The following is a 20,522-nucleotide window of genomic DNA, read 5'->3' on the forward strand; positions in this document are numbered from 1 at the left end:
GATCGTCACCACCCGCGCCCTGCCGTCTGCACAGTGCCCCTTACTTGCAGACCTTGATCTTCTTGATGACGAGGTTGCCGTAGTAGTCGTAGGTCTTGATCTTCTTGATGTGGCAGACCGGCTGGTAGTCGTAGGAGTAGTAGCCGGCCTGCGAGGGGGCGGCGAAGGAGAGGGCGGCGACGGCTGCGATGGCGGCGGAGAGAACGATCTTGCGCATGGGGTCCAGTTCCTTTGTGTGTGGGGGATGAGCCCGTCTCATCCAGTGACCCGACAATCGCATCTTCTCCGGGGCCACGCTGTTCCCGGTGGAACAGGGCAGGGGAGGGCGACGAAAATGCGTCATGGCGCTTTCCCGGCCGGCCGGCCGTCCCTCTTCAAGCGCGTCGCGATCTTTCGGATTCGCTCCTGACGCTTTCAGGCTTTTTTATCGCATGTCGTTATCGCAAAACCGCGGCACACTTTTGCGCGACATGCTTTAATCTTCCCGCAACGACAAGAATGCCGGCAGGGGAGAGCAGCATGGGCAAGGGCGTTACCATTCTCGGAATTTTCGTGGCCGACACGGCCTATCTCGCGCCGCGCCTGCCCGTGGTCGGCGAGACCATTTCCGGCAGCGGCTTTGCGGTGGGGCCCGGTGGCAAGGGCTCCAACCAGTCGGTGGCGGCGGCGCGCGCCGGTGCCGAGACCACCATCATCTCGCGGCTCGGCCGCGATACCTTTGGCGAGCTTGCGCTATCGACCTGGAAGACCGCGGGCGTGACGCCGTGCGTGCGCGTGCTGGAGGACCAGCCGACCGGGGCCGCCTTCATCTATGTGAACGACAGGAGCGGCGACAACGCCATCATCGTCTATGCCGGCGCCGCCCTTTCGATCGGCCCCGACGATGTGGAGGCGGCGCGCGACGCGATCGAAGGCGCCGCCGTCTTCGTGACACAGCTGGAGCAGCCGGTGGCGGCGGCCCGGCGCGGGCTGGAGATTGCGCGGTCTGCGGGTGTCACGACCCTCTTCAATCCGGCGCCGGCCGAACCCTTTCCGGAGGACATCTATCCGCTCTGCGACTTCATCGCCCCGAACGAGACGGAGGCGGCAGCCCTCGTCGGCTTCCCGCTGGAAACGATCGAGGATGCGAAGCGGGCAGGGGACGTCTTCCTGTCGCGCGGCGTGGGGGCGGCGCTGATCACGCTCGGCAGCCGGGGGGCGCTCTATCACAGTGCCGAACGCTCCGTCGCCGTGCCCGCCATCGCGCCGGGACCGGCGATCGATACGACCGGGGCGGGCGATGCCTTCATCGGCGGCTTTGCGGCAGCGCTTGCGCGCGGGCTCGATCCGGCGGACGCCGCCCGCTACGGCTGCGCGACGGCGGGCATCGCGGTGACCCGACGCGGCACGGCACCGGCCATGCCCGCCCTCGGCGAGGTCGAGGCATTGCTGGCGTCACGGTAAGTCCCGTCGAACGCTTCCCCCTCGGCCGGGCTCAAGCCGGCTGGCGGAAGATCGCGATCTCCTGCGGCTTCAGCGGCGAGGCGCCGAGCACGATCTCCGCCCCTTCCGGCAGCGGCCAGTCTTCCGTGCCGTAATTGAAGGCGAAGGTGAGGTCGCCGCGCCGGCGCAGGCGAATGAAGTCCGGCACCGGCATCGTCGCCAGTCCCGCAGCCCCGGCCGCAAGGGCCATGGTCGCGCCGAGCAGCGCCTCGTCCGGCCAGCAGGCGAGGTAGAGGCGGTTGTCGGAGCGGACCAGCGCGGGATCGCCGTTCGCAAAGCGCGCCAGCGTCTCGGCCGTCGCCTCGACATGTTCGCGCCAGCGCACCGCGGCACCGGATACCGACCCCGTGACCGCATCGGAGAGGCCGGGCCGCAGCGTCGCGACCTCGATGACGCGCACGCCGGTGAGCGCCGCGAGCGGGCCGGGCGGCAGGTTGTCGGGAATTGCGAAATCGCGGGTGCGCGAGCCGCTGCGCGGACCGATCAGCACGGTGCCGGTGGCGGACGCCAGCACCCGCTCGGCATCCGGCGTCACCTCCGTCATGGTGGGCACCACGACGAGAGCGTAGGCCGAGAGATCGGCGCCGGGGCGCACGAAATCGATGTCGAGGCCAAGGCGGCGCAGCGCCTCGTACCAGCGGAAGCAGAGTTCCTCGAAGCGGAAGTCCTTGCCCTGCGGCTGGATCATCGTCGCCCAGTAGCTCTGGTAGTCGTAGACGAGCGCGACGCGGGCCGGGCCGGTGGCGGGCAGGGGGGCGAGGCTTGCGATCTCGCGGCCGGTCTGCTCGGCCTCGCGGCCGCCGGGGGAGAGTTCGTCAAGGCCGGCCAAGTTCAGGCCGGCATGCATCTGCTCCTGCGCAAACGGCGCCTGCCGCCAGCGGAAATAGCTGACGACCTCGGCGCCGTGGGCCAGCGCCTCCCAGGTCCACAGCCGCACCATGCCGGGCTTCGGCACCGGGTTCCACGGCGCCCAGTTCACCGGACCCGGCTGCTGCTCCATCACCCAGAAGCGGCCGCGCCCGACGGCGCGGTAGAGGTCGTGGTGGTAGGGCGCGATATCGGGATGCGAGGTCTCGGCCCAGCGGGTGCGCTCGGCCTCGCAGAAGGGAAACTTCTCCACGAAGCCGATCGGGTAGCTGTCCCAGGAGGCGAGGTCGAGATTGTCTCCGACCTGGAAATGGTCGAAATCGGTGACGAAACCCATGAAATTGTGGGTGACGAAGCGGTCCGGCGAGTGGCGGCGGATGATCTCGACCTGCATCCGGTCGTAGGCCGCGACCTGATCGGAATGGAAGCGCCAGAAATCGAGGCGGGTGGCCGGGTTCGGCTCCGTCACCGTCAGCATCGGCAGGGCGACATCCTCGAAACTATCGAGTTCCATCGACCAGAAGACCGTGCCCCAGGCCGCATTCAGCTGGTCGGGCGACTGGTAGCGCAGGCGCAGCCAGCGCCTGAAGGCCTTCAGATCCTCCGGCCCCCAGGAGAGCGTGGTGTCGTGGCAGCCATATTCATTGTCCGTCTGCCAGCCGACAAGGCCGGGATGTTCGCCGTAACGCTTGGCGACGATCTCCACGATGCGGGCGCTTTCGCGGTGCCAGGTCTCGGAGGAAAACGTGTAGTGGCGCCGCGAGCCGAAGCCGCGCACGCGGCCCTGTTCGTCATAGGGCAGGATATCGGGATGGGCATCGACCAGCCATTTCGGCGGCGTCGCGGTCGGCGTTCCCAGCACGATCTTGAGACCCGCCGCATGCAGCACGTCCATGGCGCGGTCGAGCCAGGCAAACTCGAAGCGGTCGCGCTGCGGCTCCAGCCGCGACCAGGCGAATTCGCCGATGCGCACATGGGAAATGCCGAGCTCGCGCATGCGCCGCGCATCCGTTTCCCAGCGCGCCTCGCTCCAGTGTTCGGGATAGTAGCAAACGCCCAGCATTATCGTCTCAGGTCCCCGTTGAGCACGGCCTTGCCCTCGCCGTCGAAGAGGTGGCAGGCCGAAGCCGGAATGCCGATGGTGATGGTGTCGCCGACCTTGAGGCCGGAGAGACCGTCCGCCTTGACCGACAGTTCCGTGCCATCGGGCAGGGCGGCGAAATAGAGGGTTTCGGAGCCGAGATGTTCGGCCACGCGTACCGTGCCCGTCAGCGTCGCATCGCCCTCGCCGGTGGCGGAGAGATGTTCGGGGCGCACCCCGAGCGTGACCTCGCCCTTCGGCAGGCCGCCGGCAGGGGCGGGCAGCGACAGCGTGCCGCCGCCCGGCAGGGTAACCGAGATGCCGGCACCGGCAGCGGTGGCGCGCGTCTTGATGAAATTCATCTTCGGCGAGCCGATGAAGCCGGCGACGAAGAGATTGTCCGGGCGGTGATAGAGATCGAGCGGCGAGCCGACCTGCTCGATCCGGCCGGCCGAGAGCACCACGATCTTGTCGGCCATGGTCATGGCCTCCACCTGGTCGTGGGTGACGTAGATCATCGTCGCCTTGAGATCGGCGTGGAGATGCGACAGCTCGATGCGCATCTGCACGCGCAGCGCCGCATCGAGGTTCGACAGCGGCTCGTCGAAGAGGAAGACTTCCGGCTTGCGCACGATGGCGCGGCCGATGGCGACGCGCTGGCGCTGGCCGCCGGAAAGCTGGCCGGGCTTGCGCTCCAGGAGCGCGTCGAGCTGCAGCATGCGGGCGGCTTCCGCGACGCGCGCGTCGATATCGGCCCTGGCATGGCCGGTCATCTTCAGGCCGAAGCCGATATTGTCGCGCACCGTCATGTGCGGATAGAGCGCGTAGGACTGGAAGACCATGGCGACGCCCCGCTCGGAGGGGCCGACATTCGTCATGTCGCGCCCGCCGATCGCAAGCGTGCCGCCGGAGATGTCTTCCAGACCGGCGATCATGCGCAGCAGCGTGGATTTTCCGCAGCCGGAGGGGCCGACGAAGACGCAGAATTCGCCATCGGCGATCGCGAGATCGACGCCCTTGATGACGGAGTGGGCGCCGAACTGTTTCGTTACGCCCTTGAGGGTGACATCAGCCATGGTTCGGCCCTCCCGAGACCGGTTCCAGTTCGATCAGCAGAGCGCTTTCCGGCCGCAGCATGGGCAGCGGCAGGCCGCCGGAGACGGCGCTTGCGAGGGTGAAGGTGACATCGCCGGCGAGCAGCCTGTCCTGCGCCGCCGATGTGCGGATGAACTCCGGCCTTTCCGGCAGGATGCGCGCGATGCGCCAGCGGCCGCCAAAGTGGGCGAGATGGGTGGGGAGCGTGAGCGGCGCGGGCTGTTCCGCCACCATCTGCGGGCCCTGCGCCACGAAGAGCGCGATCCGCCCGGCATCGGCCGCACCCCAGGCATAGCGGCCATCGACGGGGTCGAGCATGAAATTGGCGCCCGCCGCATGCAGCAGCGGCCGCAGCCGCTTGTGGGCGGCGACGTAGGCGCCAAGGATCGAGCGCTCCGCCTCGCTCATCTCCAGCGGGTTCAGCTCCACGCCGAGGTGATAGGCGAGTGCCACGAGGGCGCGGAAATCGAGGCTGAGGATGCGGCCCGTCTGGTGGTTCGGCGAGGCCGAGACATGGGCGCCGAGCAGTTCCGGCGGCAGAAGGCGGCTCGCGCCGCGCTGGATTTCCAGCCGCTCCAGCGCATCGGTGCAGTCGGAGGTCCACACACGGTGGGTGCGGGCGAGCACGCCGAAATCGATACGACCTCCGCCCGACGCGCAGCTTTCGATCTCCACCCCGGGATGGGCGGCACGGATGCGGTCCATCAGCGCGTAGACGGCGCGGGTCTGACGGGCGGTCGCGGCGCGGCCACCGGCATCGCCCGCATGCGTCAGGTCGCGGTTCACGTCCCACTTGATGTAGGCGACCGGATGGGCCGAGAGCACGGCATCGATCTTGGCGAAGAGATAATCCGAGACCTCGGGCCGCGCGAGATCGAGCACGAGCTGGTTGCGCGAGGGCAGGAGCGGGCGCCCGGCCACCTGCAGGGCCCAGTCGGGATGGGCGCGGAAGAGGTCGGAGGAGGCGTTCACCATCTCCGGCTCGAACCAGATGCCGAACTCCATGCCGAGCGAAACGACATGGTCGATGAGCGGACCGAGACCATCGGGGTACTTGCGCGGATCGACATCCCAGTCGCCGAGCGAGGTCGTGTCGTCGTCGCGCCGGCCGAACCAGCCGTCATCGAGCACGAAGCGCTCGATGCCGAGCGCGGCGGCAGCACTCGCCTGCGCCTTCAGGGCCGTGAGATCATGGTCGAAATAGTTGCCTTCCCAGGTGTTGAGCGTCACCGGCCGCGGCCGCATGGCGCCGCCCGGCCAGTCGATCAGGTCGGCGCGCACGAAGGCGTGCAGGCTGGCGCTGTCGGCCGCGACATAGGCGAGCGGGCTCTGATAGCTTTCGCCGGGCGAAAGGCGCATTTCGCCGGGTTCGAAGAGCTCGCCGACATGCACGAGGCGGCGGCCGTCATCGAGACGGTCGATGGCGGTGAAATGATTGCCGCTCCAGCCGAGCGTGACGGCGATCCCGCCCCGCGCACCGGAGAGGAAGAGGGTGGGGTAGCGGTCGTGCGATGTGCGCCCGCGCCGGCTTTCCTGCAGCCAGAGCCCGGTGCCGAGGGCCTCCTGCCGAAGCTGGAACTCGCGGCCCCACATGCCGGTGAAGGTGGTGAGGGTGGCCGGATCTTCGGGGGCGAGGAAGGAGGCGGCGGCGAGGCGATCGAGCTGGTAGGGCGCTTCGCCGAGATTGGTGAGGCGGCTGGACACGGCAATCACGTCGCCGGGCTTGGCGGCCAGCGTGATCTCCAGCCGGATCGCCGCAACGGTGTCGGTTGCGGTGAGGCGTGTGGCGCCCTCCTCCTCCGCAACCGTCCAGCCGGCAAAGGCGAGGGTGAAATCGCGCCCGTCGCGGTGGCCGGTGATCGCCGGCCAGCCGAAGAAGCCAAGGCCCCCGGTCGGCAAAAGCACGGCGCTCGGCACGGCCGCATCCATGCCGTTGATGCGGCTTGAGCGGTCGAGACGGATCAGCGTGTCATCATCGCCGCGCGCGCGGCCGAGGCTGACGATCTCGGGCAGGCCGGTCTCGGGCAGGGAGAGGCTGAGCGAAAAGGCATCGCTGCCGATGGTGAGAAGGCGGGATGTCATCCTTTGGTCGCTCCAAGCGTCAGGCCGGCGATGAAATGCCGCTGCATGAGGAAGAACATGGCGACCGGGGGCAGGGCCGCGACGATGGCGCCGGCCGAAACGAGGTGCCAGGCGGCGACCCACTGGCCGTTGAGCGCATAAAGACCGGCCGTCACCGGCATGGCGTGGCTGCCCTGCACCAGCACGGTCGCCCAGAAGTAATCGTTCCACACGAAGGTGAAGACGAGCACGGACAGCGCGGCGATGGCCGGGCGCATCAGCGGCAGCACGACGTGGATGAAGATCTTCCACTCCGACACGCCCTCCACCCGCGCCGCCTCGATGAGCGAGAAGGGCAGGCCGCGGATGAAATTGCGCATGAAGAGGGTGCAGAAGCCGGTCTGGAAGGCGATGTGGAAGAGCACGAGGCCGAGCGTGGTGTCGTAGAGCCCGGTCTTCAGCGTGAAATCGCGCACCGGCACCATCAGGATCTGGAACGGGATGAAGTTGCCCGCCACGAACATGAAGAAGACGACGAGATTGCCCCGGAACTTGTAGACCGACAGCGCAAAGCCCATCAGCGAGGCGAGCGCCACCGAACCGATGACGGTCGGGATCGTCACCTTGAAGGAATTGAGGATGTAGAGGCCGATCGGCGAATCCCGGAAGACGGCCGTGTAGTTCTCCACGCCGGCAAAGCCGGAGGGGAGGCCGAAATAGTTGCCGGCGGCGAGATCGGAGGCCGGCCGCACCGAGGTGATGGCAACCCCGATCAGCGGCAGTAGCCACAGCACGAGCGCGATCGGCAGCAGGATGACATAGGCCTTCTGCGTCAGCGGCGAAGCCTTCTGGATGGGTGTCGGGAACATCAGGCGTTCCTTTCCTGCGAAAGCATCCGCACGATGAAGACGGAGATGAAGACCATCATGATGAGGAACAGCACCACGGCGATGGCCGCGCCATAGCCCATGCGGAAGCCGTATTCGGACAGTGCCTGCTCGTACATGAAGTAGGAGAGCACCTGGCTGGAGCCGTAGGGGCCGCCCGACGTCATGATGGAGACGAGGTCGAAGGAGCGCAGCGAGCCGATGACGGTGACGACGAGGGCGATGAAGGTGGCGGGCGCGAGCTGCGGCAGGATCACGTACCAGAGCAGCTTCAGCCCCTTGGCGCCGTCCATGCGGGCGGCCTCCACCTGCTCCGGATTGATGTTGTTGAGACCCGTCAGGTAGAGGATCATGCAATAGGCCGTCTGCGGCCAGAGGCCGGCGAGGATGATGCCGTAGGTGACGTAACGCTCGTCGGCGAGGATGGCGATCTCCTGCCCCGTCAGCGTCTTCAGGAGCGCCGAGAACAGGCCGAAATCGGGTGCATAGAACCAGGTGAAGATGAGGCCGACGACGACCTGGCTGATCACGAAGGGAAAGAAGAACAGCGACTTGTAGAGCCGGATGCCGGTGACCGTCTGGTTGAGGAAGAGGGCCACGGCAAGCCCGGCCGGAATGGCCAGGAGGTAGAGCAGCAGCCAGAGGACGTTGTTCTTCAGCGCGACGTAGAAGGTGTCGTCATCCATCAGCTCGACATAGTTGCCGAGACCGATGAAGACCTTCTCGCCCAGCCCGTCCCAGTCGTAGAAGGAGATGGCGATCGACTCGAAGATGGGGATCAGCACGTAGATGGCGAACATCAGGAGTCCGGGCGCCATGAAGAGCCAGGGCGTGAGCCTCTGCTGGTTGCGCTTCCAGAAACCGGGCGCGCGGGTGACGTTGGCGGTCATGTCCTCGGTCCTTGCAAGGGGCGACGGGGAGCCGGCCGCCGGAGGCGTGTCCTCTCCGGCAGCCGGCCTCAGGGTGCGGGCCAGCCTGCGGCGAACGCCAAGCAGGACCGGCCCGCGGAGGAGGGCTTACTTGTAGGCGCGGGCGCGCACCTTCTCGAGCCGGGCCAGGATCTGGTCGATCTTGTCGGGCTTGACCATGAACTCCTGGAAGCCTTCCATGCCGGCCTTGGCCATGTCGGCGGGCGCATCCCGGTCATAGAACTGGGCAAGCGCATGGGCGTTCGACAGCATCTGGAACCCGGCCTGAAGGAAGGGATCGGCGGGCTTTTCGGCCTTGTTGTTGACCGGAAGCTGGCCGAGCGTCGCATTCATCTTGCCCTGCGCTTCCGGCGAGGCGAGATAGGCGAGGAAGGTCTTTGCGTCTTCCTTGTTCTTCGCACCGGCCGGAATGTGGAACGTATCCGTCGGGGCTTCCTCGGAGAAGGGAATGCCGGGGGTGATTTCCGGGAACTGCAGGAAGCCGATCTGCTCGTCCTTCAGACCGCCGCTCTTCATGGTCGCGACCGCGAAGTTGCCCATGAGATACATGGCGGCCTTGCCCTGCACCATCTGCGGAATGGCGTCCTGCCAGTCGATGGCGGCGTGGTTGTCGATGAAGTAGCCGGGCTTCACCAACTCGGCCCACTTTTCAAACACCGCCTTCACGCGCGGATCGGTATAGGGCACCTTGCCGGAGGTCAGCTCCATGTGGAACTCGTAGCCGTTGACGCGCAGGTCGAGATAGTCGAACCAGCCGCCCGTCGGCCACAGCGCCTTGGTGCCGATGGTGATGGGCGTGATGCCGGCGTCCTTCAGCGTCTTGCAGGCGGCGAGGAACTCGGCCCAGGTCTTCGGCGGCTGAATGCCCTTCTCCGCGAAAATGTCCTTCCGGTAGTAGATGCCCCACTGGTAATAGGTGTAGGGCACGCCCCACTTCTTGCCATCGATGGTCATGGAGGGCGCTGCCGACTTCAGCTGGTCGTCGAGGCCGTTCTTGGTCCAGACATCCGTGACATCCTCGAAAAGGCCGGCCTTGACGAAGGGTTCCATGCGGTTGCCCGCATACCAGGCCGCGACGTCAGGCGCATCGGCCGTCAGGAAGTTGCGGATGGCGGACTTGTAGCCCTCGTGGTCGAAGTTGTTCCACTTCACCGTGATATCCGGATGAGCCTTCTGGAAGTCTGCGATCAGCTCTTCCATGGCCTTCTTCGGCACGGGGTCGGAATGGTCCGAATTGATGGTGATCTCGCCGGCAAAGGCGGTCGACGACAGCATGAAAACGGCTGCAAGGGCGCCGAAGCGCTTGAAAACGGTCATATTTTCCTCCCGATGACCCTGATAGTCCGCACCTTCCGCCGGGCCGAATGCTTCTCCCTTGGCCTGCGGAAAGGCTTGACTTGATCCTCGCCCGCGATGCCGTACAATTCTACCGCTGTTTCAGCAATTTTTTCCGGGATCCTAAGATGAGCTCCATCCACGTGATCGAACAGGCCGACGAATCCATCCCGGTTCACCCGGATCTCGACCCGCGCCATCCGCTGGTGGTGTTCGGCGATCACCGTTTCTGCGCAGGCGCCAGCATGACCGTGCAGCGCATGCCCGGCCCGCACATGCACAGCCAGATCGAGCTGAACTTCCTGCTGGAGGGGCGCATGACCTACTGGTTCGACGGCCGCGAGCTGACGCTGAGCGAGGGCCGGCTCTGCCTGTTCTGGGGCATGATCCCGCATCAGGTGATCGACCGGGCCGAGGGAACGCGCTTCATCTGCCTTTATGTGCCGATGTCGGTCTTTCTCGGCATGGCGCAGCTTAGCCGGTTCCGCGATGCGGTGTTTCGCGGCGCCATGGTGGAGGCGCTGACGATCCGCCCGCACGACCGCGATATCTTCTCGCAATGGCGCGAGGAGCTGCTGGCCGCCGACAGCGACCTGACGGAGATCGTGCGCAACGAACTGACGGCCCGGGTGCTGCGCATCGAGCGGGAGGGCTGGCGGGACCTGCGCGAGGACGGCGCGGCGATCGCCTCGCTCTCGGCCCATGACGGCGAGCGGATCGAGCATGTCGAGACCATGCTGCGCTTCGTCGCCGAGCATGCGCTGGAGGATATTTCGGCAAGCCATGTGGGGGCTGCCGCGGGCCTGCACCCCAACTATGCCATGACGCTCTTTCGCCGCTCGGTCGGCCATACCATCAACCAGGCGATCGTGCGCCACCGGCTGGATACGGCGCAATCGCTGCTGATCTCCTCCGATCTTTCGGTGACGGAGGTGGCCTACGAATCCGGCTTCCGCTCCGTCTCCCGCTTCTACGAGGCCTTTGCCGACCGCTTCCGCGACCGCCCGCAGGCCTTTCGCAAGCGCATGCGGGCCAAGGCGGCCTGAACGGAGCGCCCCGGCGCCTGTGCGGGACACCGCTTGACGAAGCCCGGCCGCTCGGCCAAAGTCACGGCCAATCACCAGGGGCGTCCCGACAAGGGGCTGAGATACTGCTGGCCACCGGATGCGACCGAAAGGTCCGATTCAGGCAGCGCAGGAACCCGATGAACCTGATCCAGCTCATACTGGCGGAGGGACGGTGCGGATGCCTGGCGCGGCCTGTGATGGCCGGTTCACCCCACGGCAATCCTGTTGTCCCTCATGCCATGGCCGGATCGTCGCAAGGAGAGGTCCGGCGTGTCGGCCATCGGAATTTCGGCGGAAGAGGGCGGCCAGGGCGCGGCGGCCGCCGCGCGGCTTTTGACCCGGCTGCAAGGGGCGCTGTCTGCGCTTGCGGCAGTCCTCCTTGCCGTGCTGCTTGCGCTTGTCGTCGGCAATGCGGCGCTGCGCTATCTCCTGCACCGGTCCCTGGCCGGCGCGGAGGATCTGGCGATCTGGCTGCAACTGGCGATGATCGCGCTTGCCGCGCCGCTGGCGCTCGCCGGCCCGCTCGCCATGCGGCTCGATGGGCTGACGGCCCGCCTTCCCGGCCTTCTGCAGGCGCCGGCGGCCGTCCTCGCCGATGCCGTGACCGTCATGGCCGCGCTCGTGCTGGCCTGCGGCGGCGGAGAGGTGGCCGTCCGCGTCGGCGGCATCTCGCCAACGCTCGGCCTGTCGGAGGGCTTGCGCTTCGGCCTGATGGCCGGGGGCGGGGCACTGCTCCTCGTTGTCCTCGTCCTGTCGCGGCTGTCGCAGGGCAGGGGGCCCGCGCTCCTCGGCGGGCTCGCGCTCGGGGCCGGCCTCTATGTGGCCGTCCCCCTCATGGCGATCGACAGCGGCTTTCCGCCGAGCCTCTTCCTCGCGCTCGCCGCCGCCTTCGGGATTGCCTGCGGCGCACCCCTGCCGCATGCCTTCCTCGCCGCCGCCCACGGGGCCATCGCCTTCGGCGGCACGCTGCCGGAGGCCGCGATCGTCTCGACGACGGTGACGGGCCTGTCGAAATTCCTGCTGCTCGCCATTCCCTTCTTCCTGCTGGCCGGGGGGCTTCTGACGGCGTCCGGCGCGGCGGGCCGGCTGGTGCGGCTGGCCGCAAGCCTCGTCGGCCACCGCCGCGCCGGACTTGCCCAGACGACGCTTCTGACCAGCGTCCTGTTTTCCGGCGCCTCCGGTTCCTCGGTCGCCAACGCCGCCTTCGGGGCCGCGACCTTCCAGCCGGAGCTGGTCCGCCACGGCCATGGACCGGCCGAGGCCGGCGCGCTGATCGCCGCGACCTCCGTGCTCGACAATGTCATCCCGCCCTCCATCGCCTTCCTCATCCTTGCCGCCGCCACCAATCTTTCCGTCGGTGCGCTGCTGACCGGGGGCTTTGCGGCCGGCGGCGTCATGGCGCTGTGCCTGGCGGTCGCGATCCATCTGGCCGCGGGCAGGGGAGGCCACGCCCTGCCGCGGGCGTCGGTCGGCGAACGCCGCGCGGCCTTGCGCGCCGCCCTGCCGGCGCTTGGCCTCGGCGTCATCGTCGTCGCGGGCATCCGCTTCGGCATCGTGACGACGACGGAAGCGGCCGGGCTTGCCGCGCTCTACACGCTGATGCTGGCGGCGGGGCAGGGGCTCGGCCTGCGCGCCATCGCCGGTGTCTTCCGCCAGTCGGCGGGCGAGGCGGCGGCCGTGAGCCTGCTGATCGGCACGGCCGCGCCCTTTGCCTTCCAGCTCGCGGTGGACGACGTGGCAGGGCTGGTGACCGGTCTCGTCACGGCGCTCGGCGGAACGGCCGCCGCCGTGCTGCTGCTCGCCAATCTCGTGCTGCTTGCCGCCGGCCTCGTGCTGGACATCGGCGCGGCGATCCTGCTCTTCGGACCCATTCTGCTGCCGGCCGCCATAGCCGCGGGCATCGATCCCGTCGCCTTCGGCGTCGTCCTCGTCGTCAACCTGATGATCCACGGGCTGACGCCGCCGCTCGGCATCCTCGTCTACGTCGTCAGCGGCGTCACGGGCGTGCCGGCGGGGGCGATCTTCCGCGCCGTCCTCCCCTATCTCGCCGCCCTCATGGTGGCGCTTGCCCTCATTTCCTGTGCCGCCCTTCTTATCTGAAAGGACTGACCCATGCCCCCGATCACCCGCCGCACCGCCCTCAGCCTCACGGCGCTCGCACTCGCCAGCCCCGCCCTCATCGGCCGCGCCGAAGCAAGGGCCAGGACGATCACGGTGGCCTCCCTCTTCGGAGACGACAAGCCGGAGACGAAGATCTGGCAGGCGATCGCCGCCACCCTCGAGGCGAGGCTTCCCGGCCGCTTCACAGTCAACATCGTCAAGGGCGGCGCGCTTGGCGGCGAGAAGGAGGTGGCAGAAGGTGTGCGGCTCGGCTCCATCCAGGGCAGTCTCGCCACTGTGTCTGCGCTGTCCGGCTGGGTGCCGGAAGCCCAGATCCTCGACCTGCCCTTCCTCTTCCGCGATGCCGACCATGTGCAGGCGACGGTGACGGGGCCGGTCGGGGCCGAGCTGAAGGAAAGGTTTTCCGCCCAGCAGTTCATCACGCCCGCCTTCATCAACTACGGCGCCCGCAACCTGCTGACGAAAACGCCGGTGACCCGGCCCGAACAGCTCGCAGGGCTAAAGATCCGCGTCATCCAAAGCCCGCTGCACACGCGGCTCTGGAGCGCCTTCGGCACGACGCCGGTCGGCATCCCCATCACCGAAACCTACAATGCGCTGTCGAACGGTGTCGCCGACGCCATGGACCTCACCAAATCCGCCTATGCCGGCTTCAAGCTCTATGAAGTCGTGCCCTGCATGACCGAAACCCGCCACATCTGGGCCTCCGGCGTCGTCTATTTCGGCGCGGGCTTCTGGAACGGGCTGACGCCGGAAGAGCAGCAGCTTCTCGCCGAGGCCTCGCAAGCCGGCGCGGCCACCTTCAACCGGCTGATCGCCGAGGACGAGGCCCGCGCGATGGAAACGGCCCGCGCCCATGGCGGGCGACTTCTCCAGCCGGAAGCACTCGACGACTGGCGCCGCGGCGCCACCGGCGTCTGGCAGGACATGGCCGGGACCGTCGGCGGTCTGGACCGTATCCATGCCATTGCGGGGTCGTGAGGGCGGCCGTTACGACCCAGAACCACACCCGGTGTCATCCTCGGGCTTGACCCGAGGATCCACGGCCGCAGGCGCAGAGGGTCGCATGGGTCCTCGGGTCAAGCCCGAGGACGACGGAGTGGGGGAGGAGCGGGAAAGAGGACGGCAGACCCTTACCCCTGAAACGCGTGCACCGTGGCCGGGTCGAAGGATAGCGACACGGGAAGCGCGGGCCTGAGGCCACCCAGCATCGGGTGGCCGAAGGGAAGGCGGACGGAGAGTTGCTTGCCGGCCGGAATGTCCACCAGCACGTCGGTGTTGTTGCCGAGGAAGGTGATGTCGCGGATGGTGCCGGAGAGGGAAGCAGCGGCACCTGCCTCGCCCGCCTTCAGCTCGATGCGCTCGGGGCGCAGCAGCAGCGCGGCGGTCTTGCCCTGACCCTTGCTGTGGAGTGGCACGCCGGAGACCGTCGCGCCACCCGGCAGCGCAAGCGTCGCATGGCTGCCCTCGACGGAGACAACCTCGGTGTCGATGAAATTGGAATCGCCGATGAAGCCGGCGACGAAGCGGGTGGCCGGCTCGGCATAGAGGGTCTGGCCGGAACCGATCTGGTCGATCCTGCCCTGGCTGAAGACGGCGATGCGGTCGGAAAGGCGCAGCGCCTCCTCCTGGTCGTGGGTGACGTAGAGGATCGTCACGCCGGTCTCCTGGTGGATGCGGCGGATCTCGAACTGGATTTCCTCGCGCAGCTTCTTGTCGAGCGCCGACAGCGGCTCGTCCATCAGCAGCACCGGCGGATCGTAGACCAGCGCGCGGGCGAGTGCGACGCGCTGCTGCTGGCCGCCGGACATCAGCGCCGGCTTTCGATCTTCGAAGCCTTCGAGCCGCACGAGGCGCAGCGCCTCCTTCACCTTGCGCTCGACATCGGCCTTCGGCAGGCGGCGGATGCGCAATGGGAAGGCGACGTTCTCGCCGACCGTCAGATGCGGGAAGAGCGTGTAGCGCTGGAACACCATGCCGATGTTGCGCTTGTGGGAGGGCGTGTCGAGCAGCGTCTTGCCATTCAGCCTGATGTCGCCGGCAGTCGGATATTCGAAGCCGGCGAGCATATAGAGCGTCGTCGACTTGCCCGAGCCCGAGGGGCCGAGGAAGGTCATGAACTCGCCCTTGCGGATATCGAGCGTCACGTCCTTCACGGCGGTGATGGGGCCGTACTGCTTCTTGATGTCTCGGATCTCGATGAAGGCGGAGGTCATGGTTTCGTCCCTTGTTTGCTGCCGCGTCGGACGAGCGCCGCGATAATCATCAGGAGCATGGTGAAAAGGATGAGAAGCGTGGAGGCGGCGGCGATGACCGGGGTGAGGTCCTGGCGCAGCGTCGCCCAGATCTTGACGGGCAGGGTCTGCAGCGTCGGGCTCGCCATGAAGATCGCCAGCACCACCTCGTCCCAGGAGGCAAGGAAGGAGAAGACGGCGGCGCCGAACAGGCCATGGCTGATCGCCGGCACGGTGACGCGTAGCCGCGCTTCCCAGGGGCTTGCGCCGCACAGGATCGCGGCATCCTCGATCGACTTGTCGAAACCGTCGAGGGCGCTGCCGATGGAAATGATCGAGAAGGGCAGCGCGATCAGCAGATGCGCGATGATGAAGCCGAGCGTGGTGCCGTTGAGGCCGATGCGCAGGAAGAAGGCGTAGAGCGCGACGGCGAGCACCACCACGGGCAGGATCATCGGCGTCAGGAACAGCGCCCGCAGCGCCTCTCGCCCTGCAAAGCTGCCGCGGTTGAGCGCGAGGGCGGCAAGGAAGCCGATGCCGACCGAGAGAACGGTGACGATCGCGGCGATCTTCAGGCTGGTGAAGGCCGATTGCAGCCAGCGTGGATCGGCGAACAGCTCGCCATACCAGCGCGTCGTCCAGCTCGGCGGCGGAAAGATCAGCCATTGCGACGAGCCGAAGGAGAGCGCCGCAATGAAGACGATCGGCAGCATGAGGAACAGGCAAACGAGGGTGGTGATGGTGATCAGCACCCATTTCCACGGGCCGAGGCGGTCGAAATCGAGAAGCATGGGTCTGTCCTCCTCAACCGATCCGGCCGGCGCCGAAGACGCGCAGTTGCACGGCGTAGAGCGCGAGCGTGACGACGAGGAGCACGAAGGCGGCGGCACCGCCCATGCCCCAGTTGACGAGCGACTGGACGAATTGCGCGACCATTTCGGCCAGCATCATATTGGCCGTGCCACCGAGAAGGGCAGGGGTCACGTAGTAGCCAAGCGCCATGACGAAGACCATCAGCGCACCCGCCGCGATACCCGGCAGCGACAGCGGCAGCAGGATGCGGGTGAAGCATTGCCAGCTGTTGGCGCCGCAGAGCGCGCCCGCGCGCAGGATGGCGGGATCGATCGCCCTGATGACGCCGACCAGCGGCAGGATGACGAAGGGCAGCATGATGTAGGTCATGCCGATGGTGACGCCGACGAGATTGTTGACGAGCGCCAGGGGCTGGTCGATCACGCCGAGACCGAGGAGCGTCTTGTTGATGACTCCAGTGCGCTGCAGCAGCACCATCCAGGCATAGGTGCGGGCGAGAAGGTTCGTCCACATGGACAGGATGATGATGGCGAAGACCAGCTGGCCCCAGGGCCGCGGCAGAACGGCAAGCGCCCAGGCGACGGGATAGCCGATCACCACCGACAACACCGTCACCACGCCGGCGACGAGAAAGGTGTTGGCGAAGATGCGCAGATAGGTGCCGGTACCGATCAGTTCGGCATAGTTCTGCAGCCCCAGCGTCGGCTCGGTCACGCTGCGCAGCAGAAGGCCGAGAACGGGCGTGACGAAGAACAGCAGGATGAGGACGAGCGCGGGCAGCGCCCACACGAAGGCGGCGTGTCTGCGGCGCTGGACGCGCGCTCCCGGCGCCGCCGTGGCGGTCATGGCCATGCTTCAATACCCTGATTGCTGGAGGACGCCCGCCGGCTGAAATGCGCCGGCAGGCGATGTCGTCGTTCGGCGCGGCTTACTTGGCCTGCCAGTCGTACCAGCGCTTGCCGATCTCGTCGCGGTGCTCGGCCCAGTAGCCCATGTCGGCGTTCACCTGGGACGCGGCCTGCATGTCCGGCAGCGTCTTGCGCACCGTCGCATCCATCAGGTCCGGCGAGCCGAGGTTGATCGGGGCGTAGCCGGTGACGGCGGCAAACTCGGCCTGCGGCTTGGCGGAGGTGGCGTTGGCGATGAACTTCATCGCGGCTTCCTTGTTCTTCGTGCCCTTGGGCACGACGAGCGCATCGGCAGCCGTGATGTTCTGGTCCCAGGAGGTCTCGACCGTCACGCCGGTGGCGGCCAGCGCCGTCAGGCGGCCGTTCCAGAAGGAGCCGAAGGGGGCTTCGCCGGAGGCGAGCAGCTGCTGCGAGGCCGCACCGCCATCCCACCAGACGATGTCGGCCTTGATCGTGTCGAGCTTCTTGAAGGCGCGGTCGAGGTCAAGCGGGTAGAGCTTGTCGGCCGGCACGCCGTCGGCAAGAAGCGCTGCCTCGATCACGCCCGGAGCGGACCACTTGTAGAAGGCGCGCTTGCCGGGGAACTTCGCGGTGTCGAAGAGGTCGGCCCAGCTTTTCGGGCAGGTACCGGCGGCGTCCTTGTTGCAGCCGATGACGAAGGAGTAATAGAAGCTGCCGACGGAATAGTCGGTCACGAAGCGCGGATCGAGCTTGCTCTTGTCGATGATGGAGAAGTCGAGCTTTTCGAGCAGGCCCGCCTTTCCGGCCTGTACGGCATAGTCACCCTCGACATCGACAACGTCCCAGGTCACGCTGCCGGCCTCGACCATGGCCTTGATCTTGCCGTAGTCGGTCGGCCCGTCCTGCACGACATTGATGCCGGAGGTGGCGGCGAAGCTGTCGGCCCAGGCCGCCTTCTGGGCATCCTGCGTGGTGCCGCCCCAGCTGGTGAAGACCATGTCGGCGGCGGAAGCCTGTCCGGCGGCGGCGAGGATGGCGGTCAGCGCGGTGGCGAGAAGCAGTCTCTTCATGTCATTCCCCTTTTTTCACGTTTTGATGGTTCGAGTGTTCTCGGCATGATCGTCTCAAGTGCCCCGCGCCCTTTTCTCCCGGCGTCGGGGCTGGGCATTACCGCATCACGAAGGGGTCGGGGATCGGATCATCCGATGTCCGGACCCAGACGGTCTTGGTGCGGGTATAGTCGAGCGCGGCGGCAAGCCCGCCTTCGCGCCCATGGCCGGACTGGCCGAAGCCGCCGAAGGGCGCGATCGGCGATACGGCGCGATAGGTGTTGACCCAGACGATGCCGGAGCGGATCTTCCGGATCATCCGGTGTGCACGCGCGAGGTTCTGCGTGAAGACCCCGGCCGCGAGCCCGAAACGGGTGGCATTGGCCAGTTGCACGGCCTCCGCTTCCGTCTCGAAGGAGAGGACGGAGAGCACGGGGCCGAAGAGCTCCGTCTCGACCGACGGCGCCGACACGCCGTCGCAGTCGAGGATGGTCGGGGCGTAGTAAAAACCCTCGTCCTTCGGGCGGCTGCCGCCGGCGACCAGCTTTGCCCCGGCTTCGACGGAGGCGGAAACGACGCTCTCGATCAGCTTGCGCTGGCGTTCGGTGCAGAGCGGGCCGACTTCCGTTGCCATGTCGAGCGGCGAACCAATCGTCACGGCCTCGGCCCGGCTTTTCAGGATGGCAAGGAAGCGATCCTTCACGGAGCGCTCGACGATGAGGCGCGAGCCGGCCACGCAGGACTGGCCGGTAGCGGCGAAGATGCCGGCGACCTGCGCATTGGCCGCACTTTCGAGATCGGCATCGGCAAAGACGATGAAGGGAGACTTGCCGCCGAGCTCCAGCGAGGTACTGGCAAGGTTTTCGGCCGAATTGCGCACCACCGTCGCCGCCGTAGCCGGACCGCCGGTGAAGGCGATGTGGGCCACACCCGGATGGCGGGTCAGCGCCGCGCCGCAGGAAGGGCCGAAGCCTGTGATGACGTTGACGACACCCGCCGGGAAACCGGCCTCGTGGATGAGCCGGGCGAACTCCAGCAGCGGCGCCGGGCCATCCTCTGAGGCCTTCACCACCAGCGTGCAGCCGGCGGCGAGCGCCGGGCCGAGCTTGACGGCAGAGAGGAAGAGCTGGCTGTTCCAGGGAACGATGGCCGCCACGACGCCGACCGGCTCGCGGCGCAGCCACACATCCATGTCCGGCTTGTCGATCGGCAGGGTACTGCCCTCGATCTTGTCGGCGAGGCCCGCATAATAGCGATAGTATTCCGCGACATAGGCAATCTGCGCGGAGGTCTCGCGGATGATCTTGCCGGTGTCGCGGGTCTCGAGCTCGGCCAGCACCGGGGCCCGCGCGGCGACGAGGTCCGCCAGGCGGTAAAGCAGCTTGCCGCGCTGCGTTGCCGTCATCGTCGCCCAGGGGCCTTCGTAAAGCGCGCGTTCCGCAGCCTTGACGGCACGGTCGACATCACCCTCGCGCGCCTCCGGCATATCGGCCCAGACCGAACCGGTCGCGGGGTCGAGGCTGTCGAAACGGGCGCTGCCGTCCTCGAAGGCACCGTCGATGTATTGCTGGAAGCGCTGCATCTTTGTCTCCTTACCGGAAGGCCGGCATGACCTCGGCGATGAAGCGTTCGAGCGAGGCCTTCTTGCGCTCGAACGTCATGCCGGTGTCGATCCAGAAGGAATATTCGTCATAGCCGAGCGCCTCGTAGGCCTTGAGGCGCGCGATGACCTGATCGGAGGTGCCGATCGGCATGTTGGCCTTCATGACGGCAGGCGAGAGATTGGTGTTGGCCGCAATCTCGTCCTCGCTGAGGCGCGCGATGAGGCCCTGATGGATCGGCCGCTCGTTCTTGAACCAGGCGAAGAAGTAATTGTAGTAGACGCTGACCTCGCGGGCCGCCTGCTCCACGTCGTCGGCGTCGGAGCCGACATAGGTGTGCAGCAGCAGCATGATCTTCGGGCGCTCGACGTCAGGGGCCTTTTCGCAGGCCGTGTTGAAGCGGCCCATCAGGCTTTCGATCTCGCCGTCACCGTTCCAGAGCGGCGTCACCTGCACGTTGCAGCCGTTCGCCACCGCAAATTCATGGCTGTTGGGATCGCGCGCCGCCACCCAGATCGGCGGATGCGGGGCCTGCACGGGCTTCGGTGCCGACGTGGTCGCAGGGAATTTCCAGAACTCGCCGTCATGGGCGTAGTCGCCGGCCCAGAGACCTTTGACGGCCGGGATCAGCTCGCGCATGCGCTGGCCCGCGCCCCAGGCGTCGAGGCCGGGATGCAGACGTTCATATTCGAAACCATAGGCACCGCGGGCAATGCCGATATCGAGCCGGCCGCCGGAGACGATGTCGGTCATGGCCGCTTCGCCGGCGAGCTTGATCGGGTGCCAGAAAGGCGCGATGACCGTGCCGGTGCCGAGGCGCACATTCTTGGTGCGGCGGGCGAGATCGGCGAGGTTGATGAAGGGGTTCGGCGCAATGGTGAAATCCATGCCGTGATGCTCGCCGGTCCAGATGGCGTGCATGCCGCCGCGATCGGCGATCTCGCAGAGCGCGATAAACTCCTCGTAGAGTTCCTGGTGCGTCTGACCGGCATCGAGCCGTTCCATGTGAACGAAGAGCGAGAACTTCATCG

Annotated in this window: 17 protein-coding genes and 1 riboswitch; of the genes, 4 read left to right on the forward strand and 13 right to left on the reverse strand. The window is 67.0% G+C overall.

Going from position 1 to position 20,522, the window contains the following annotated elements; genetic code table 11:
* Positions 1–40 precede the first annotated feature (40 nt).
* Positions 41–217 carry a hypothetical protein gene (locus tag ACED18_RS13700; RefSeq protein WP_377293116.1) on the reverse strand — a complete coding sequence of 59 codons (177 nt, stop codon included), beginning with the start codon at positions 215–217 and terminating at the stop codon, positions 41–43.
* Positions 218–519: 302 nt separating this feature from the next.
* Here ACED18_RS13700 and ACED18_RS13705 point away from each other — a divergent pair, with 302 nt between their 5' ends.
* A complete protein-coding gene (locus tag ACED18_RS13705; protein WP_377293118.1) occupies positions 520–1,443 on the forward strand; it encodes a ribokinase in 924 nt (307 codons plus the stop codon).
* Between the two features lie 31 nt (positions 1,444–1,474).
* Here ACED18_RS13705 and ACED18_RS13710 read toward each other — a convergent pair whose 3' ends face one another.
* The 6 genes from ACED18_RS13710 to ACED18_RS13735 form a co-directional block, all read right to left on the reverse strand.
* Complete coding sequence (locus tag ACED18_RS13710; RefSeq protein WP_377293120.1) at positions 1,475–3,412, reverse strand: beta-galactosidase; 1,938 nt, start codon at positions 3,410–3,412, stop codon at positions 1,475–1,477.
* On the reverse strand, positions 3,412–4,506 hold the full coding sequence (locus tag ACED18_RS13715; RefSeq protein ID WP_377293122.1) for an ABC transporter ATP-binding protein: 1,095 nt from the start codon (positions 4,504–4,506) through the stop codon (positions 3,412–3,414). The genes ACED18_RS13710 and ACED18_RS13715 overlap by 1 nt, the downstream gene beginning before the upstream one ends.
* Positions 4,499–6,607: an alpha-galactosidase gene (locus tag ACED18_RS13720; RefSeq protein WP_377293124.1), complete on the reverse strand. Its 2,109-nt coding sequence runs from the start codon at positions 6,605–6,607 to the stop codon at positions 4,499–4,501. Before ACED18_RS13720 ends, ACED18_RS13715 begins: the two co-directional genes overlap by 8 nt.
* Positions 6,604–7,455, reverse strand: a complete 852-nt coding sequence (locus tag ACED18_RS13725) for a carbohydrate ABC transporter permease (protein WP_377293126.1) — start codon at positions 7,453–7,455, stop codon at positions 6,604–6,606. The genes ACED18_RS13720 and ACED18_RS13725 overlap by 4 nt, the downstream gene beginning before the upstream one ends.
* Positions 7,455–8,363, reverse strand: a complete 909-nt coding sequence (locus ACED18_RS13730) for a carbohydrate ABC transporter permease (RefSeq protein WP_377293128.1) — start codon at positions 8,361–8,363, stop codon at positions 7,455–7,457. The genes ACED18_RS13725 and ACED18_RS13730 overlap by 1 nt, the downstream gene beginning before the upstream one ends.
* Positions 8,364–8,489: 126 nt before the next feature.
* Positions 8,490–9,719 (reverse strand): ABC transporter substrate-binding protein, encoded by a 1,230-nt coding sequence (locus ACED18_RS13735; protein ID WP_377293130.1) that lies wholly within the window; start codon positions 9,717–9,719, stop codon positions 8,490–8,492.
* A gap of 146 nt (positions 9,720–9,865) precedes the next feature.
* Here ACED18_RS13735 and ACED18_RS13740 point away from each other — a divergent pair, with 146 nt between their 5' ends.
* The 3 genes from ACED18_RS13740 to ACED18_RS13750 all read left to right on the forward strand — a co-directional run bounded on the left by ACED18_RS13740 (position 9,866) and on the right by ACED18_RS13750 (position 13,906).
* Positions 9,866–10,783: a helix-turn-helix domain-containing protein gene (locus tag ACED18_RS13740; RefSeq protein ID WP_377293132.1), complete on the forward strand. Its 918-nt coding sequence runs from the start codon at positions 9,866–9,868 to the stop codon at positions 10,781–10,783.
* A gap of 66 nt (positions 10,784–10,849) precedes the next feature.
* Positions 10,850–10,992: riboswitch (TPP riboswitch) on the forward strand.
* A 91-nt stretch (positions 10,993–11,083) separates the two neighbouring features.
* Entirely contained in the window at positions 11,084–12,904 is a 1,821-nt protein-coding gene (locus ACED18_RS13745) for a TRAP transporter large permease (protein ID WP_377293481.1), read from the forward strand.
* A gap of 12 nt (positions 12,905–12,916) precedes the next feature.
* Positions 12,917–13,906, forward strand: coding sequence for a TRAP transporter substrate-binding protein (locus tag ACED18_RS13750; protein ID WP_377293134.1), 990 nt, complete (start codon positions 12,917–12,919; stop codon positions 13,904–13,906).
* Between the two features lie 152 nt (positions 13,907–14,058).
* Here the strand turns inward: ACED18_RS13750 and ACED18_RS13755 are convergent, their stop codons facing one another.
* The 6 genes from ACED18_RS13755 to ACED18_RS13780 all read right to left on the reverse strand — a co-directional run bounded on the left by ACED18_RS13755 (position 14,059) and on the right by ACED18_RS13780 (position 20,520).
* Positions 14,059–15,141, reverse strand: a complete 1,083-nt coding sequence (locus tag ACED18_RS13755; protein ID WP_377293136.1) for an ABC transporter ATP-binding protein — start codon at positions 15,139–15,141, stop codon at positions 14,059–14,061.
* Entirely contained in the window at positions 15,138–15,950 is an 813-nt protein-coding gene (locus ACED18_RS13760; protein ID WP_377293138.1) for an ABC transporter permease, read from the reverse strand. Before ACED18_RS13760 ends, ACED18_RS13755 begins: the two co-directional genes overlap by 4 nt.
* Before the next feature lie 13 nt (positions 15,951–15,963).
* On the reverse strand, positions 15,964–16,818 hold the full coding sequence (locus tag ACED18_RS13765) for an ABC transporter permease (protein WP_377293483.1): 855 nt from the start codon (positions 16,816–16,818) through the stop codon (positions 15,964–15,966).
* 82 nt (positions 16,819–16,900) lie between these two features.
* Entirely contained in the window at positions 16,901–17,911 is a 1,011-nt protein-coding gene (locus tag ACED18_RS13770; RefSeq protein ID WP_377293140.1) for an ABC transporter substrate-binding protein, read from the reverse strand.
* A gap of 97 nt (positions 17,912–18,008) precedes the next feature.
* Entirely contained in the window at positions 18,009–19,472 is a 1,464-nt protein-coding gene (locus ACED18_RS13775; RefSeq protein ID WP_377293142.1) for an aldehyde dehydrogenase, read from the reverse strand.
* A gap of 10 nt (positions 19,473–19,482) precedes the next feature.
* Positions 19,483–20,520, reverse strand: coding sequence for an LLM class flavin-dependent oxidoreductase (locus ACED18_RS13780; protein ID WP_377293144.1), 1,038 nt, complete (start codon positions 20,518–20,520; stop codon positions 19,483–19,485).
* Between the last annotated feature and the right edge of the window lie 2 nt (positions 20,521–20,522).

Origin of the sequence: Rhizobium sp. SG2393 (assembly GCF_042610495.1) — a bacterium.
Taxonomy (GTDB): domain Bacteria; phylum Pseudomonadota; class Alphaproteobacteria; order Rhizobiales; family Rhizobiaceae; genus RU20A.

What these genes read in the sequence shown, in the direction of transcription:
- ACED18_RS13700 (WP_377293116.1), bottom strand. Translation starts at nt 217, where the DNA reads ATGCGCAAGATCGTTCTCTCCGCCGCCATCGCAGCCGTCGCCGCCCTC.
- ACED18_RS13705 (WP_377293118.1), top strand. Translation starts at nt 520, where the DNA reads ATGGGCAAGGGCGTTACCATTCTCGGAATTTTCGTGGCCGACACGGCC.
- ACED18_RS13710 (WP_377293120.1), bottom strand. Translation starts at nt 3,412, where the DNA reads ATGCTGGGCGTTTGCTACTATCCCGAACACTGGAGCGAGGCGCGCTGG.
- ACED18_RS13715 (WP_377293122.1), bottom strand. Translation starts at nt 4,506, where the DNA reads ATGGCTGATGTCACCCTCAAGGGCGTAACGAAACAGTTCGGCGCCCAC.
- ACED18_RS13720 (WP_377293124.1), bottom strand. Translation starts at nt 6,607, where the DNA reads ATGACATCCCGCCTTCTCACCATCGGCAGCGATGCCTTTTCGCTCAGC.
- ACED18_RS13725 (WP_377293126.1), bottom strand. Translation starts at nt 7,455, where the DNA reads ATGTTCCCGACACCCATCCAGAAGGCTTCGCCGCTGACGCAGAAGGCC.
- ACED18_RS13730 (WP_377293128.1), bottom strand. Translation starts at nt 8,363, where the DNA reads ATGACCGCCAACGTCACCCGCGCGCCCGGTTTCTGGAAGCGCAACCAG.
- ACED18_RS13735 (WP_377293130.1), bottom strand. Translation starts at nt 9,719, where the DNA reads ATGACCGTTTTCAAGCGCTTCGGCGCCCTTGCAGCCGTTTTCATGCTG.
- ACED18_RS13740 (WP_377293132.1), top strand. Translation starts at nt 9,866, where the DNA reads ATGAGCTCCATCCACGTGATCGAACAGGCCGACGAATCCATCCCGGTT.
- ACED18_RS13750 (WP_377293134.1), top strand. Translation starts at nt 12,917, where the DNA reads ATGCCCCCGATCACCCGCCGCACCGCCCTCAGCCTCACGGCGCTCGCA.
- ACED18_RS13755 (WP_377293136.1), bottom strand. Translation starts at nt 15,141, where the DNA reads ATGACCTCCGCCTTCATCGAGATCCGAGACATCAAGAAGCAGTACGGC.
- ACED18_RS13760 (WP_377293138.1), bottom strand. Translation starts at nt 15,950, where the DNA reads ATGCTTCTCGATTTCGACCGCCTCGGCCCGTGGAAATGGGTGCTGATC.
- ACED18_RS13765 (WP_377293483.1), bottom strand. Translation starts at nt 16,818, where the DNA reads ATGACCGCCACGGCGGCGCCGGGAGCGCGCGTCCAGCGCCGCAGACAC.
- ACED18_RS13770 (WP_377293140.1), bottom strand. Translation starts at nt 17,911, where the DNA reads ATGAAGAGACTGCTTCTCGCCACCGCGCTGACCGCCATCCTCGCCGCC.
- ACED18_RS13775 (WP_377293142.1), bottom strand. Translation starts at nt 19,472, where the DNA reads ATGCAGCGCTTCCAGCAATACATCGACGGTGCCTTCGAGGACGGCAGC.
- ACED18_RS13780 (WP_377293144.1), bottom strand. Translation starts at nt 20,520, where the DNA reads ATGAAGTTCTCGCTCTTCGTTCACATGGAACGGCTCGATGCCGGTCAG.